11 protein-coding genes are annotated in these 14108 nt (G+C 54.9%); 3 read left to right on the top strand and 8 right to left on the bottom strand.

What is annotated here, in order from left to right:
• Positions 1-131: 131 nt before the first annotated feature.
• From ACFSW5_RS05225 to ACFSW5_RS05195, 7 genes are all read right to left on the bottom strand, one after another.
• Entirely contained in the window at positions 132-695 is a 564-nt protein-coding gene (locus tag ACFSW5_RS05225) for an outer spore coat protein CotE (RefSeq protein ID WP_379270356.1), read from the bottom strand.
• A 304-nt stretch (positions 696-999) separates the two neighbouring features.
• The gene (locus ACFSW5_RS05220; RefSeq protein WP_379270355.1) at positions 1000-2622 is read right to left on the bottom strand and encodes a response regulator; all 1623 of its coding nucleotides are present in this window, start codon (positions 2620-2622) and stop codon (positions 1000-1002) included.
• A 109-nt stretch (positions 2623-2731) separates the two neighbouring features.
• Positions 2732-4042 (bottom strand): ABC transporter substrate-binding protein, encoded by a 1311-nt coding sequence (locus ACFSW5_RS05215; protein ID WP_379270354.1) that lies wholly within the window; start codon positions 4040-4042, stop codon positions 2732-2734.
• Positions 4043-4159: 117 nt separating this feature from the next.
• A complete protein-coding gene (locus ACFSW5_RS05210) occupies positions 4160-5932 on the bottom strand; it encodes a sensor histidine kinase (protein ID WP_379270353.1) in 1773 nt (590 codons plus the stop codon).
• Between the two features lie 116 nt (positions 5933-6048).
• Positions 6049-6888, bottom strand: a complete 840-nt coding sequence (locus ACFSW5_RS05205) for a carbohydrate ABC transporter permease (protein ID WP_379270352.1) — start codon at positions 6886-6888, stop codon at positions 6049-6051.
• Positions 6885-7868 (bottom strand): carbohydrate ABC transporter permease, encoded by a 984-nt coding sequence (locus ACFSW5_RS05200; RefSeq protein WP_379270351.1) that lies wholly within the window; start codon positions 7866-7868, stop codon positions 6885-6887. The genes ACFSW5_RS05205 and ACFSW5_RS05200 overlap by 4 nt, the downstream gene beginning before the upstream one ends.
• A gap of 207 nt (positions 7869-8075) precedes the next feature.
• Complete coding sequence (locus tag ACFSW5_RS05195) at positions 8076-10190, bottom strand: glycoside hydrolase family 52 protein (RefSeq protein WP_379270350.1); 2115 nt, start codon at positions 10188-10190, stop codon at positions 8076-8078.
• A 185-nt stretch (positions 10191-10375) separates the two neighbouring features.
• Between ACFSW5_RS05195 and ACFSW5_RS05190 the strand changes: the two genes are divergently transcribed.
• A complete protein-coding gene (locus ACFSW5_RS05190; protein ID WP_379270349.1) occupies positions 10376-11317 on the top strand; it encodes a helix-turn-helix domain-containing protein in 942 nt (313 codons plus the stop codon).
• A gap of 88 nt (positions 11318-11405) precedes the next feature.
• Here the strand turns inward: ACFSW5_RS05190 and ACFSW5_RS05185 are convergent, their stop codons facing one another.
• Positions 11406-12917: a carboxypeptidase M32 gene (locus ACFSW5_RS05185; RefSeq protein ID WP_379270348.1), complete on the bottom strand. Its 1512-nt coding sequence runs from the start codon at positions 12915-12917 to the stop codon at positions 11406-11408.
• Between the two features lie 177 nt (positions 12918-13094).
• On the opposite strand from ACFSW5_RS05185, the gene ACFSW5_RS05180 reads away from it, so the two are divergent.
• Together ACFSW5_RS05180 and ACFSW5_RS05175 are read left to right on the top strand one after the other, a co-directional pair.
• On the top strand, positions 13095-13433 hold the full coding sequence (locus tag ACFSW5_RS05180) for an iron-sulfur cluster biosynthesis family protein (protein WP_379270347.1): 339 nt from the start codon (positions 13095-13097) through the stop codon (positions 13431-13433).
• Between the two features lie 64 nt (positions 13434-13497).
• On the top strand, positions 13498-14076 hold the full coding sequence (locus ACFSW5_RS05175; RefSeq protein ID WP_379270346.1) for a beta-class carbonic anhydrase: 579 nt from the start codon (positions 13498-13500) through the stop codon (positions 14074-14076).
• The last annotated feature ends 32 nt before the right edge of the window (positions 14077-14108 follow it).

Below are 14108 nucleotides of genomic sequence, written 5' to 3'. Positions count from 1 at the left end.
AGTCAGCCATTTATAGCGGGTTTTCCAATCCGGGCGCGTTCGTTCAAGCCCATCAACAAAGAAGAGGGCTCTCGCCCTCGAATTTGCCGGTTCCCCGGCATAAAATAACTTAAAGATAAGAGCGGCGCAACTTACAGCTCGTCGTCCAGAAGCTCCGGATCCAGATCCTCGTAATCGCCGTCGCCGAGCCCGAACTCGAATTCCTTGCCGTCCAGACCGTCGCATCCGCCTGGCAGCACCGCAACGCAAACCTTCGTCTCGGCGACCATTTCGACCGCGAATTCGCGCTCTACCCGCACGATGACATCCGAGCCGTTAGAAGAGGTGTTGGCTTCGATGCAATTCGGCTCTTGAACGCATTCGGCCGCGACTTCCTCGGTGGCGCTTCTATGCTTCGGATCCAGATACGACAAAGGAATTTGCTCCACATAGTGGACCGATTCCTTGGCTACGTCCGTTTGCGAATTTTTACTGTACGAATACCAGATGTTGATGTCGTAAGTACCGATAACCTCAATTCCGTCGCCCGACCGAACCGCCTCGTATTGATGGTTAATAATCCAAGCGCCCAAAATGCTGGATGGAACATGAGGCGGCGTAACGGTATGGGTTACAGTGGAAAACTTACGACCTTTACCGCAGACAGCTTTCGTTATTATTTCTCTGTACTGGAGCTGTTTATCTGCAATAGTCATTGATTTAACCTCCTCCATACAATCATTCACTTAAAGTGTATGCAGGACATTCGTCTAGGGTGACTGTTTCTTTTCCCGCGCCGCTACGAATTTTCCCTTACTATTTTATGGCAGGCGCTCGTTCATCATGACAGATCTTATAGAGGATACAAACGAAAATTGCATAGAACAAAACGAAGCGTAAAAGCTATAACAAGGTTTAAATTCAACTAATACATAAACCGATACAACCGGAACGACGGGAAAAAGGCAACGCCATACCCCTCTAATCGAGGTCTTTGCATTGCCTTTTTTGCAATAACCGCTATGACTTCACAAGGTCCGTCGGGTTCATGCCGCTGTATTTCTTGAATAACGTGCTGAAGTAGGGAACGTTCTGATAACCGACCTTCTCGGCAACCTCGTAGACAAGCATCTTGTGCTCCATAAGCAGCTCCTTGGCCTTCTCCATCCGAACGCGGGTCAGGTAAGTATTGAACGAATCTCCCGTTATATTTTTAAATATATGGGACAAGTAATTTCGAGAGATAAACACCTTGTCGGCGAGATCCGCAAGCGTGATGTCCTTCGCGTAGTTGTCGTGAATGTACTGGATCATGAAGTCTACCGCCTGACGGTGCTTTCCGTTACCTCTCCATTGGCGGCTGTTGCAGATGCCCGATATTTTATCCTTCAGCCAACCTGCCCATTGTTCCGCGTCCGTGAAACGGTCCCATTCCAGGCGCACGGCATCGATCGGATAAATCTCGTCGAGCACCATGCCGATGTCGTACATGCTGTAGGCGAGTATGGTCCAGATTTCCCCCGCGAGCATCCGCAAATAATCCGCCGCCGCTTCCTCCCTGCCGGACAGCTGAGCGGCAAAGTGATCCACGATCTGGTGGGCGAGCGTCTCCTGGCTCGACTTCATGGCGGATGCAAGCTCCTGGTAAAACTTTACCGGTCGAATCGGATGAACCTGCTTCTTGCCTTCCGGACTGTCCGCGACGCCAAACAATTCATAGCCCGGCGCGAGCCGGCGCCCCTTCCAGTCGATGGCCCGGAACGCCTCCTCGGTCGAGTCGGGGATCTCCCGCCAGCTCTGCTTGATCCCCCCGATTCCGACCTGAAGATTCAGCTTCAAGCAGCTGCCTACCGCGTCAATGATGATCGAGCCGAGCTCGGCCAGCTGCGATTCCGCGAGTCCGCGCTCCGTATCCGGCGCGGGGTGCACCAGCAAAGCGGAATGCGTGCCGTGAAGCTCCGTATATTCGAACTGCGCGAAGCGCTCCTCCGTCACTTCGCAAACGATATTTCTCACCGCGAAGCGAAACAGGTTCAAGTCGGACAGGGATACCCCGCCGACGCGTCGGTCCCGCACGATGTCGATGCCGATGACCGCATGGGACGCCTGCCGCCAATAATGATAAGGAAGAGGCACGGCATCTCCTTGCATGTCCATATCCGCGAACGTGCCGGAAACGGCCGCCTTAATCCACTCCTTCTCGACAAAAGGCTTGTAAAGCATCAGCCGCTGCTGGAGCTCGTCCTGCTTGAGCAGCCGTTCTTCCTCCTCGGCGAGATCGGCGATCGCTTTCCCTAGTACGTCCTTAAGCGTCGGTATGCTGATCGGCTTCGACAAATAATCGGCCACGTTCAGCCGAAGCGCTTGGCGGGCGTATTCGAAATCCGAATAACCGCTTAGAATGACAATGCGGCCGCCGAATTTTTCGCCTCTTAGCTTTTCGATCATGTCGAGTCCGTTCATAACGGGCATATAGATGTCGGTAATGACGATATCGGGCTTGGCGGCGCGGATCATCTCCAGACCGTCGCGGCCGTTCATCGCTTCGCCGGCCCATTCCGCGTTCAGCTCTTCCCACGGGATAGCCAGCTTCATCCCTTGCAGCACTTGCCGGTCGTCGTCGATAATGGCGATCTTCCACATGCGCGCGCTTCTCTCCTTTCCATCAAACTTCGGCTCCCATCCGGTTCATCTTGCGGAGCGGGAAGAAGCCCGAAAGACGAAAGCTCGCCTTCCGGGCATCATTCCATTATTATTGATTTTCGTACTCTTGCGCGGTGCTCTTCAATTCTTCAAACGCTTCTTCAGGCGTCTTTTTGCCGAAGCTCAGCTCGTCGCGGACGAGAATCCAGTCCTTGTCGACCCAGTTGGTCCAGCCGCTTGCGCCGGCCGTCCATTGCTGACCGTCGACCGCCGTAGCGTTGTACATTTCCATGCCGACCTTTTCGGGTTCGCTGAAGCTTCCGATCAGCTGCTCGGCCACTTTGCTGTTGACCGGATTGCCGCGCGACGTTCCGAGTATCTTAACCGCTTCCTCGCTGTTGGTGAACCAATCGAGGAACTTCGCTGCTTCCTCCTGATGAGCGGAGCTTTGCGATACGGCGAAGAACAAGGACGGTTTCAACCAGCCGCCCGCTTCCACGCCGCGGGGCATCTTCACCATCGCGAAGGCGCCGGGCTTCAGGCTATCCCAGGACGCGAAGTTGCTGGAGAAGCCCAGACGGAACAGGACGGTTCCCTTCACCATCAAATCTCCGGTCGGATCGAACTCCTTGTCCGACGCGTTGACGTCGGCGGGAGGCACGATGCCTTCCTTGCGCAGCTCTTCGAATTGCTTCGTCCACTTCAGGAAAGTGTCTTTGTCGATGTTGAATTTGCCGTCTTCCGTTACGAGAAGGCCTTTGCCGGCGGCATATTGGTAAGCGCTGTAAGCGAAGTAGTCGCCCGCGTAGTCCTTCGTGAAATATTGACCGGAAGCGAGCTTTCCTTTCGACTCCTTCGCCAGAGCGAAGAAATCGTCCCAAGTCCAGTCGTTCTGAGGAGCCGTCAAGCCCATTTTCTCTAATGACGCTTTGTCATATACCATTCCGTAAGCGGTAGAGCCAAGCGGAATGGCAACCTGTTTGCCGTCGTATTTGCCGCCGTTAGCCAGCTTCTCATCTACATTAGACAAGTCGACGCTATTCGTCAAATCGGCCAGTTGACTGCGGGACGCCCAGTCGGCGACCCAGCTCGGGTCGATCTGGATAATGTCGGGCGCATTGTTCGCCGCGGCTTGCGTGGACAGCTTATCCAGATAGCCTTCCATACCCGAATATTCGGGCTCGAACGTGACGTTCGGATTTAGTTTCGTATATTCCTCCAGTGCGTTAAGCGTAGCCTGGTGCCGCGTTTCGGCTCCCCACCACATGATCCGAAGCTTGACTTGTCCGCCGTCTGCCGCATCGGTAGGCGAATCGGCCGACACATTATTGCCTCCGCCGCCCCCGGAGCCGCAGGCAGCAAGCGCGCCTGCCAATAACAGCGAAGTCGACACCCCTGCTAAGCGCTTCCAAAAAACCATTTACATTCATCTCCCCTGTATGAAATGCGAATGCTTAAATCCATGACTAATCGTACCAATCCGATTCCCCCGTTTGTAGAAGAAAGATGCACAAATTCTTTCAAAAAAATCTGTTTCTTATTCTTCCGGTTTTTCTTCCGCTGTCTTTTCCGTTTCCGTTCCCGGCCGTCTCTCCTGAACCGGCAGCGTTACGACCGCCTTCGTCCCGCCCGCCGGCCGCCTCGTCAGCTCTACCCCGTAGAGCTCGCCGAAGTGCGCCCGGACCCGCTCGCTGACGTTCCGCACCCCATAACCGCCGGTTTTCCGTTTCTTCCTTAGATTCGGGTCGCCTTGGAGGCCGATGCCGTTGTCTTCGATCTCGGCAAGCAGACGTTCGCCTTCCGTGCGGATTCGAATCCAAACGGTCCCCCGGCCGGTGGAATGGAATCCGTGAATGACCGCATTTTCGACAAACGGCTGCAGCACCATCTTTAACGTATAAAGCTTTCGCGTCTCCTCGTCCGCTTCGATTTCGTAATGCAAGCCGTCTCCCAATCGCAGTCTTTGGATTTCCAAGTAATACTCTACATGCTTAAGCTCGTCGGAGACCGTAATAAAGCTCTCCCCGCCCGAGAGGCCGATGCGGAACATCCGGCCCATCAGTTCGAGAATCCGGCTCATCTCCGGCTGGCCGTTCGCGATCGCCATCCAATTCAGCTGGTCAAGCGTATTATACAGAAAATGAGGATTGATGTTCGCCTGCAAGGACTCAATCTCCGCCTTCCTTAATTCGGCGTGGCGGATTTCAAGCGATTGGTACAGCTCCTCGATCCTTTCCATCAGCTTGCGGTAACCCGTAAACAGATACCCGAATTCGTTGCGGTAATCCTCCGGGAGCTCCTCTTTTACTCCCGTTACCGTATACCGCTTCATGGCGGATACCAGCCGCAGAATCGGGGAGGTGAACTGCCTGCTGAGCAGCAGCGCCAGCAGCAATGTCAGGACGATCGCCGCTACGCCGATCAGAGCGATCGTCTCCGCCAAGCGGAGGCTGCCTCGCGTAATGGACGACCAGGGCGTCACTTCGACCATCGTCCAATCCGACTCCTTCATCCTCGAATAAACGATAAGGGCGTCTCCCCCGCCATCCTCCCATTCCTCCCGCAGCAAGCCCGAGCTGTCGCTAAGCTTGCTTTTCCAGGACGACCACAGCTTCTCGTCCGGCACGTCGCCGATGGAGATGAGCGGCTCTCCGGAAGCGTCGAGCATCATCCGGTTTCCGTCCCCGGAAGGACCGGCCAGCATATCCTCCAGCATCGACGCTTTGGCGTGCAGCACGAGATAACCCAAATGGCGGTTGTTATATTCGACCGACCGGACGAAGCTGATCACGTCCGCTTCTCCTTGCGACGTACGGATCGTTTGTTTGCCGGCCCATAAAAAATCGTTTTTCTGAATCGCTTCGTACCAGCTTTGGGAGGAAGCGCCGCCGATGTCGCGAAACTGGATGTAGCTGTCCGCCTCCGCTTGGAACGGATTTTCCATATACAGCTCCATCCCGAGAATAAGCGGGATCGAGTAGGTCAGATTCGCCAGCGATTGTTTCACTTCTTTATATTGTTGCAGCCGCGCGAACGGATCCTCGGAATGGTTTTTGCTCAAAAATTCGGTAAGGGTATTGTCTCTCGAAGTCGAAAGCGAGATTTGCTCCAGCGTCACCAGCCTGGACGTAATCTCGCTGTTTAATTGGTCGAGCAGCTTCTGCTGATTGACGGATGTGGCCTTGGCCATCTCTTTTGACGACAGCTCGTAAGTTGTCCAGATCGTACAGCCGAGAATGACGGCAAGGAGCATCCCGAAGCCGCCGAAAAACAAATAATCGATCCGGTACCGTTTAAAGGGATTGCGCATAAGCTCCTCCGTTTCTCTATAGAACGACGAAAAAAGCAACGAGAAACCATTGCTTTTTTCGCCTTCCATTCTATATGCGCGCGATAAGGGAGCCAAATGTCTCCCTCCGCCCGCGCTTATTTAATGCCTGTTGTCGCGATGCCTTCCACGAGCTGCTTCTGCGCGAAGGCGAACACGATGGTGGCAGGTACGATGGAGACGAGCGACATAGCCAGAACTTGTCCCCATTCCGCGCCGGACTGCGTATCGTTGATCATCTTAAGCGCCAGACCGACGGTATATTTATCGACTGAATTAATATACAACAAATGACCGAGGAAGTCATCCCAGTTCCAAAGGAAGCAGAAGATCGTAACGGTCACGATCGCCGGCTTTGTAAGCGGCATCACGATTCTTAAGTAAATGCCGAACCAGGAGCAGCCGTCAATCTTCGCCGACTCGTCCAGCTCGCGGGGAACGCCCCGAATGAACTGGATAAGCAGAAAGACGAAGAAGGTGCCGCCCGCCCCGGAAGCAAGCAAATGCGGTACGATAAACGGCCAATACGTGTTGATCCAGCCAAACTGGTGAAACATCGCGTACTGGGGAATGATGATCACTTGCGCAGGCAGCATAAGCGTCAGCATCAGAATGCTGAACCAGAAATTTTTAAGCGGAAAGTCAAGTCTTGCGAACCCGAACGCCACAATCGTGCAGGAGAGGATCGTCGTAACGATAACCGCAATCTCGAGCCCGAACGTATTGATATAAAAATCGCTGAACGGATGGCCGGGAATCGAATGCCAGCCTTCCGAGAAGTTGCTCCAGAGCGGCTTGGACGGAAACAGGTTGGCCGAAGCGAGCTCTCCGTTCGACTTTAACGACGCCCCGACCCACCAGATCACGGGATAGATCATGATGACGCTCAGAACGATTAAGCCGATGTGGCGAATACCGCCTTTTCTAAGCAAAGTCATTTGCGTTTCCCCCTTCCGGCGTCGGCTTCGTAGAATACCCAATATTTCGAAGTCAAGGCGATCAAGCCGGCAACGATGCCGATCAGGACTAGCATGATCCAGGCCAGCGCGGAGGCGTAGCCCAGCTGATAACGGCTGAAGGCGCGCTCGTATAAATAGACGGCGTAAACAAGCGTCGAATTCATCGGTCCGCCGTTTGTAATGACATAAGCCGAAGTAAACATCTGGAAGGCGTTGATGACGCCCATAATCAAGTTAAAGTAAAGCGTAGGAGACAGCATCGGCAGCGTAATCTTGAAAAACTGCACGAAGCGGTTAGCCCCGTCCACGCTCGAAGCCTCGTACAGGTCGCGCGGAATTTGCTTCAATCCCGCAAGGAAAATAACCATCGAGGAGCCGAACTGCCAGACGGTCAGCACGATAAGCGTCCATAACGCCGTGCTCGGGTTGCTGATCCAGCCGGTCCCTTCGATGCCGAACAGGCCGAGCAGGCTGTTAAATGAACCGTCAACGCCAAAAATGTTTCGCCACAGCATGGAAACGGCGATGCTGCCGCCGATCAGCGACGGGAAGTAGATCGCAATGCGGTACGCCGAAATGCCCTTGACGGCCTTGGCCAGCACCACGGCGACCAAAAGCGCCGCAATCAGTTTAAGCGGCACCGAACCAAGCACATACAGGAACGTTACCTTAAGCGACTTCACGAATTTATCGTCAGCCGTGAAAATCCGTTCATAATTTTGGAGTCCGACCCATTCGATCGGCTTCATCAGCGTATAGTTCGTAAACGAATAATATAAGGACAGGAGCATGGGATACAGCGTCAACAGCAGGAAACCGAGCAGCCAAGGAGAAATGAACAGATAGCCGATGCCGGGCGTTTCCCATCTGCTCCAAAAGCGGCTTCGTTTCTTGGAACCGGTTGCAAGACCGGTCCGGCTATCGTCTGCGTTCGTTGCGGCGGATGCGGTACGACTCACGGTTGGATCACCTCTTGTGGTTCTATTTGTAAATCAATTATAGAAAATACCGCCGCATGACTTGTAGAAGAGAAATGCACGAATTCTTTTAAAAAATACGAAACCGTCGCATCTGTGCAAATAAGCCGGAATCGATAGGCAAAATAATAAGCCGTCCCCGAAGCGCTAACGCCTCGGGGACGGCCTTTGCCGTTTGCTGTCCCTTCCTCAGCCGGCATTCTCGTACAGCCACAAAATCGCCGTAACGCCGCGAGGATAATATTTGCTTCCGATAATTTCTCCGCTGAGAATCTGGTCGCTCCAGCACCAATAAGACAGCTCCCGGTGCGTAAGCCAAGCCGCGTGGGCGGCATCCGCCGCGCGCCCGCGCTCGTCCCACGGCAAGCCCATAATGGCTCTGGCGATGAATTGACAGAGGTAAATTTTGCTGAGCCACGAATTGTTGCTTGTCGACGACAGCTTCCAGCCGCCGTCCTCGAACAGGCAGGTTCCCGGAACAAGCACGGTGTCCAGGTGGGTACGAAGCGCCTGCAAATAGTCCGAGAACCGGCCTTCCGGATCCAGCGCTTCCCGATTTCCGGTAAAATAAGGGAAGATCAGCCCTTCAATCGCCGGAATGATGCGCGAATCGTTATTCTCGCCGATAACGGCCGGAATGTAGCCCTTGTCGTTCAATTGCGCCGCAATCGAAGCCGCGCAGCGCTCCGACTGCAAGCCGGCTTCGCCAGCAAGCTCCGGCAGCCCTTCGGCCGCAAACAGCTTCTCGAGGGCGACATAAACCGCCCAGCATTTGCCCGCCATGTAAATATTGTTGCGCGATTGTCCCAGCGAAACGTCGAGACTGTCATACGTCGTAATTTCCGCTCCGCCTTCCGTCCGGCTGCTGTCAAGTCCCATCAGGCCGTTCCTCTCCGACGGATTCGGATGATCCCGATTCAGCATGCTTTGGAAGCCGTCGCGAAGCGTCGGCAGCATGCGCCGCAGGAAATCGCGGTCCTGCGTCTGCTCGATATAGACGGTTGCGCAGCACAGCCAGTTGACCAGCTCCTCATGGGTCATGTAGGAGAAGCAGCCGTCGATCCCGGCCAGCTCGTAGGCCGAATGTCCGGGCCGCGAGAACGAGTTCGCAACGCCCATGTCATGCGTGAACGACAATCCCCCCGGATACTCGCGGGTCTCTCCGGGAAACCGCACATTGTCCGTATAGCTATAGCGCTTCAGGAAGAGCTCCAGCTCGTTGCGCACTGTCCACGGGTTCATCCGAAGCTCGTAGAACAGTTGGTCCGCGGTCAGGTCCAGCGTGTTCATCATCCGGTACTCGCCTTCGTTTACGATCCAGATCGGCTCTCCCCCGGCGTCAAGCAGCTGCGTGCTGCCATAATAGCTTTGAATCGCGTGGCTGAGCATAAACGCTTGATCGTCGGACAGCTTGCCGGTTCCGGTCCACGTATCCGCCGCTACGGCGGAAGCGGCGAGCTCCGCGAAATTCGCAAGCGCGTATTCCGCCGCGTCTTCGAGGCGAGGAAAATAACGCGTATAGTAATAAGAAGCTTCGATGCCGGTCGTTACGATCCCGCTGCGGTGGAATACGATCGCGAAGCGGAACGTCCGCTTCTCTCCGGCAGGCACCTCCAAAAGCAGCGCCGCCGTACCGCCAAGCCCCATCGTCACATTCTGCGGATGCTTCGGTTCCAGAATCCTCTCGATCGAAAAGCCTTGGCCCGCCGCAGCGCTTCCCTTCGCCGCGACGATCGCCGTATTCAAGCCTTGGCCGATGCCGACGAACGGTTCTTCTCCCGCTTCTCCGAGACGCCTCATCGAGCTGTACGGGTCGTTGCCCTCATACCCGAAGAAAGCGCGCCGCGTTATGCCGCCTTCCCTATTGTCGACCGTCAGCTCCGCAAGCACCGCCGGCACAAGCGCAGCTTTAAGCGCTTCATCGTCGCCCGCCGCAGGATCCGGCACCGGACGGACCGGCGAATAAATGCGAAACGTCAGATCGCCTGCGCTCCAGGAATCGACGCCGGCGCGGAACTCGCGCGAAATGGAAGCAAGCTCGAAGGAAACGAGGCGCGAAGCTTGTTTCTTATCCTTTTTTTCCACATCGTATCGGGAAGCATCGTCGCCCGCGGCTCCGTAAAACGGGAGCGCCTCATAACGTTCTCCATCGCGCGACTGCAGGCCGATATATACATTCTGGTCGGCCGGCTTGCCGAGTTCAAGCCCCAGTCCTCCTTTCGCTCCCCGAAAGCCAAGCGTAAAACTGGCGAAAGCTCCGATCGGCGCATGATGCGCATTATAAAAAATATTGCGAACGGCCATAGTGAAACCCCTTTCTTCCGTCTGATAGCTTCATACTATCACGGCATCCGGAAGCGGGCTATTTCCAAAAGAGACGAATATTTACCCTTTTCGCGCCTAATACGGTATACTCAAGCCGAAACGATTCAAAGCCTCCTGCGATTATAAAAGACGGCTTCGCAAACAGGCAAAAGGAGAGATTCGGAATGAACACGGCTTGCAGCCGGTCCGACGGCCGATCCCGCGGCAACGAGAGAATGTTTCCCGACGTCAAGACGACGTTGAACCTGTTCGGCATTCACCAACGAAGGGTGCCAGGCGATTGGTTTTATCCTTCCCACCATCATCCTCAATACGAAATCAACTACGTGCTGCACGGGCGGCAGCTGATGACGGTGAACGGGAAAGAATACGAACAGCGCGCCGGAGACCTCATTCTGCTGCGTCCGGGCGACGTGCACTCCAGCAAAAGCGGCGACTATAAGCCGTTCGATTATTTCTGCATCCATTTCGACCTGGACGACCGGCTTTTCCTCTCCTTGCTCGGCCGCATGGAACAGGTTCTATTTTCGGAATCCTCGGCCGTAACCCGCAAAATTCGGCCCGTTCTCCGCAAGCTTCTGGAGCAGGACGCCGACGCTTATGCCGGAATGGCGGGCCGAATGAGGCTGCAGGCGACCGTATTCGAGCTGTTCGCGCAGCTGTGGGATGCCATTTCCGAAGAAACGATGCATCTCTCCACGCAAACGTACGGCAAAGTCGAGCTGGCGCACGAAATCGCGGGACGGCTGCAGGCGGTCGCGAGCCAAACGTTCCGCCACGGAAAATTCGAGGAGGAACGAATGGGCATCGGCGATATCGCAGCTCAGCTCGGCATTAGCGTCTCTTACTGCAATCGGGTATTCCGCGAAGTATACGGGAAGTCTCCCCGTTCCTACTGGTCGGAGATTACGCTCCATGAATCAAAGCTGCTGCTGGCGGATCCGAAATATTCGGTGCAGGCGATCGCCACCCTTCTCGGATATCGCGATATTGCCCATTTCAGCCGCCAGTTCAAGCGCTGGACCGGCATGTCTCCAAGCGATTTCCGCAAGGAAGCGCAGCCAAACGGAACGCACCGCAATATGCCGCTCCCGCCGGAACAATGAGATAAACTTCTGCCGAAGTCTTTCGAAGATGAGCGAGCTACAAATACGCGGGCTGGCGTCATCGGCGCCGGCCCGCGTATTTTCAGGTTTACAGCTTATAAATTTCCGTATACTTTCCTTTCAAATAACGAACGAGATATTGCGGGTCAAGCGGCTTGCCCGTCACGCCCTCGATAAGCTCGGAAGGCGTTTTCGACTTGCCGTACTTGTAAATTTTCCCGGTCAGCCACTCCTTGATCGGGAGCAAGCTGCCTTCTTCCACCAGCCGCCACATGTCCGGAAGCTCCCGCTCCATCATGTCCGCGAACTGGGCGGCGTACATGTTGCCCAGCGAATAGGACGGGAAGTAGCCGAACATCCCGCCGGACCAATGAACGTCCTGCAGCACGCCTTTTGCGTTATTCGGCGGCACGATGCCGAGATACTGCTTATATTTGTCGTTCCAGATCGCCGGCAGCTCCGACGCTTTTACGCCTTCGTTGAAAATCATTTTTTCGATTTCGTAACGGATGATAATATGAAGGTTGTAAGTCAGCTCATCCGCATCGATGCGAATCAAGGAGGGCTCCACGACGTTGATCGCCCGGTAGAAATCGTCCGCCGGAACATTCAGCTGCCCCGGGAAAAACGATTGCAGCTCGCGGTAATAACGTGTCCAGAACGGCTTGCTTCGTCCGATCATATTTTCCCAGAAGCGCGATTGCGACTCGTGAATGCCCATCGACGTGCCCTGGCATAACGTCGTGCCGGTCAGCTCGCTCATGATGTTCTGCTCGTACAGGGCATGGCCGCCCTCGTGCAACGAGCTGAACAAGGCGTTCGTTACGTCGTCCTCGTAATAATGGGTTGTGATGCGAACGTCGCCCGGGTTCAGGCCGGTGGCGAACGGGTGCACGCTTTCGTCGATGCGCCCTTTCTCGAAACTGAATCCCATTTCCTTCAATATGTAATCGCCAAGACGTCTCTGGGCTTCAATCGGAAACTTCTGTTTCAGGAACGACCTGTCCGGCTTATTCGCCGATTCGGCGATCGCCGCGGCTAGAGGCACGAGCTCCCCGCGAAGCTCCCCGAATACCCGGTCGAGCTCCGACGTCGTCATCCCCGGCTCATACAGATCGAGCAGCGTATCGTAACGGGTTTCCTTCGCACCAAGCAAATCGACAAATTGCTGCTGATAGGCGATAATTTTATCCAAATACGGCTCGAACCCGGCAAAATCGTCGTTTTCCTTCGACTCTTCCCACTTCGATTCGGCTTGCGACGTCAGCACGACGTATTCCTGGTACAGCTTCGGCGGGATCTTCACATAGCGGTCATACTCCTTGCGCCGCTCCTCGACCAGCCGGCGGTCGATCTCCGACAGCTGAGCCAGCGATTCCGGTCGCTCCAGCTCCTTCAACTGCTCGCCAAGCTCCTCCGAAGTCGTCAAACGGAACATCTCGGCCGACAACACGCCGATAGCCTCCGAACGGGCATCCACCCCTCCCCGCGGAGCTCCCGTGCGCAAATCCCAATACAATACGCCGAGCGCTTCTTCGTAGCTTTTAATTTTGCGAACCGTTTCCTTAAATCCCGGCAGCGCCTGCACGGACGTGGTCATATTAATCCCGCCTCTCCATTCGATTTAAGACCTTCTATCGGCCTCCAATCTTGATATTACCGCTTGAAGCTCGTATAATCAATATAATCGAAAACGGCTTGGCGGCTCGATCAACGGCTTTGCCGCGGCCGAGCGTTTAGGAACGATTCTGCACAACATGGGAAAGCGGAGGCCGGTATGCACATTCAATTTTCGGAAGCCGCCGCGGACAAGCTGCGGCCTTATTTGGCAGACGGGAAACTGCGGCTCAAATTTGTTCACGATACGGAAGGATGCGGCTGCGTCGTAAGCGGCGTTCCCGCCCTGCATTTGGTTCGCGAAAGCGGCCCGGACGACCGGATCGCTTCCGGAGAACCGTTTGATTTCTTGTACGAGCCGCGGCACGAAATCTATTACGAGCCGAACATGAGAATCGGCTTCGATCCGGCAGGCGGCAGCTTTACGCTGACGAGCGACGGGCAAATTTATTCCACGAACGTAAAACTTGTTCAACCAGCCGCAGCCTCTTCGGGTTAGGCTGTTTTTATTGAAGTTTAAAGGCTTCGATATCATTTTTATCCTAAGGAAAGAAGGTTTTATCATGCGTAACTTGGATCAAATTTTAAAACATAACCGCGAATTCGTCGAAGGCAAGAAATACGAGCAATATTTGACGGACAAGTTCCCGGATCGCAAAATGGTCATCGTCACCTGCATGGACACCCGTCTGACCGAGCTGCTGCATCGGGCGATGAATATCGGCAACGGCGACGCCAAAATCATTAAAAACGCAGGCGGCATCATTACGCAGCCGTTCGGCAACATTATGCGAAGCGTGCTTGTCGCGATTTACGAGCTGCAAGCCTATGAGGTGTTTATCATCGGCCACCACGGCTGCGGAATGAGCGGCCTTGACCCCGAACGCGTCGTCGGCAATATGATCAAGCGCGGCGTGTCGGAAGACACCATTGCGACGCTGCAGCATTCGGGCATCGATATGATGCGCTGGCTCGCCGGCATTCAAGACGTCCGCAAAAGCGTCGAAAACAGCGTAAGCATTGTCCGCAACCATCCTCTTCTTCCTCCGGGCATTCCGGTTCACGGGCTTGTGATCCATCCCGAAACCGGCGAACTGGAGCTTGTGACTTCAGGCTACGGGGAAGAGGCCGGACAGCAATAGCATCCACAACAGCACAAAAAAGACCGGAACGC

Origin of the sequence: Paenibacillus thailandensis, assembly GCF_042685365.1 — a bacterium.
Classification (GTDB): Bacteria; Bacillota; Bacilli; order Paenibacillales; family Paenibacillaceae; genus Paenibacillus_AP; species Paenibacillus_AP thailandensis.
Note: the sequence above shows the minus strand (reverse complement) of the source record. Positions and strands in the feature narration are given on the sequence as shown.

What these genes read in the sequence shown, in the direction of transcription:
- ACFSW5_RS05225 (WP_379270356.1), bottom strand. Translation starts at nt 695, where the DNA reads ATGACTATTGCAGATAAACAGCTCCAGTACAGAGAAATAATAACGAAA.
- ACFSW5_RS05220 (WP_379270355.1), bottom strand. Translation starts at nt 2,622, where the DNA reads ATGTGGAAGATCGCCATTATCGACGACGACCGGCAAGTGCTGCAAGGG.
- ACFSW5_RS05215 (WP_379270354.1), bottom strand. Translation starts at nt 4,042, where the DNA reads ATGGTTTTTTGGAAGCGCTTAGCAGGGGTGTCGACTTCGCTGTTATTG.
- ACFSW5_RS05210 (WP_379270353.1), bottom strand. Translation starts at nt 5,932, where the DNA reads ATGCGCAATCCCTTTAAACGGTACCGGATCGATTATTTGTTTTTCGGC.
- ACFSW5_RS05205 (WP_379270352.1), bottom strand. Translation starts at nt 6,888, where the DNA reads ATGACTTTGCTTAGAAAAGGCGGTATTCGCCACATCGGCTTAATCGTT.
- ACFSW5_RS05195 (WP_379270350.1), bottom strand. Translation starts at nt 10,190, where the DNA reads ATGGCCGTTCGCAATATTTTTTATAATGCGCATCATGCGCCGATCGGA.
- ACFSW5_RS05190 (WP_379270349.1), top strand. Translation starts at nt 10,376, where the DNA reads ATGAACACGGCTTGCAGCCGGTCCGACGGCCGATCCCGCGGCAACGAG.
- ACFSW5_RS05185 (WP_379270348.1), bottom strand. Translation starts at nt 12,917, where the DNA reads ATGACCACGTCCGTGCAGGCGCTGCCGGGATTTAAGGAAACGGTTCGC.
- ACFSW5_RS05180 (WP_379270347.1), top strand. Translation starts at nt 13,095, where the DNA reads ATGCACATTCAATTTTCGGAAGCCGCCGCGGACAAGCTGCGGCCTTAT.
- ACFSW5_RS05175 (WP_379270346.1), top strand. Translation starts at nt 13,498, where the DNA reads ATGCGTAACTTGGATCAAATTTTAAAACATAACCGCGAATTCGTCGAA.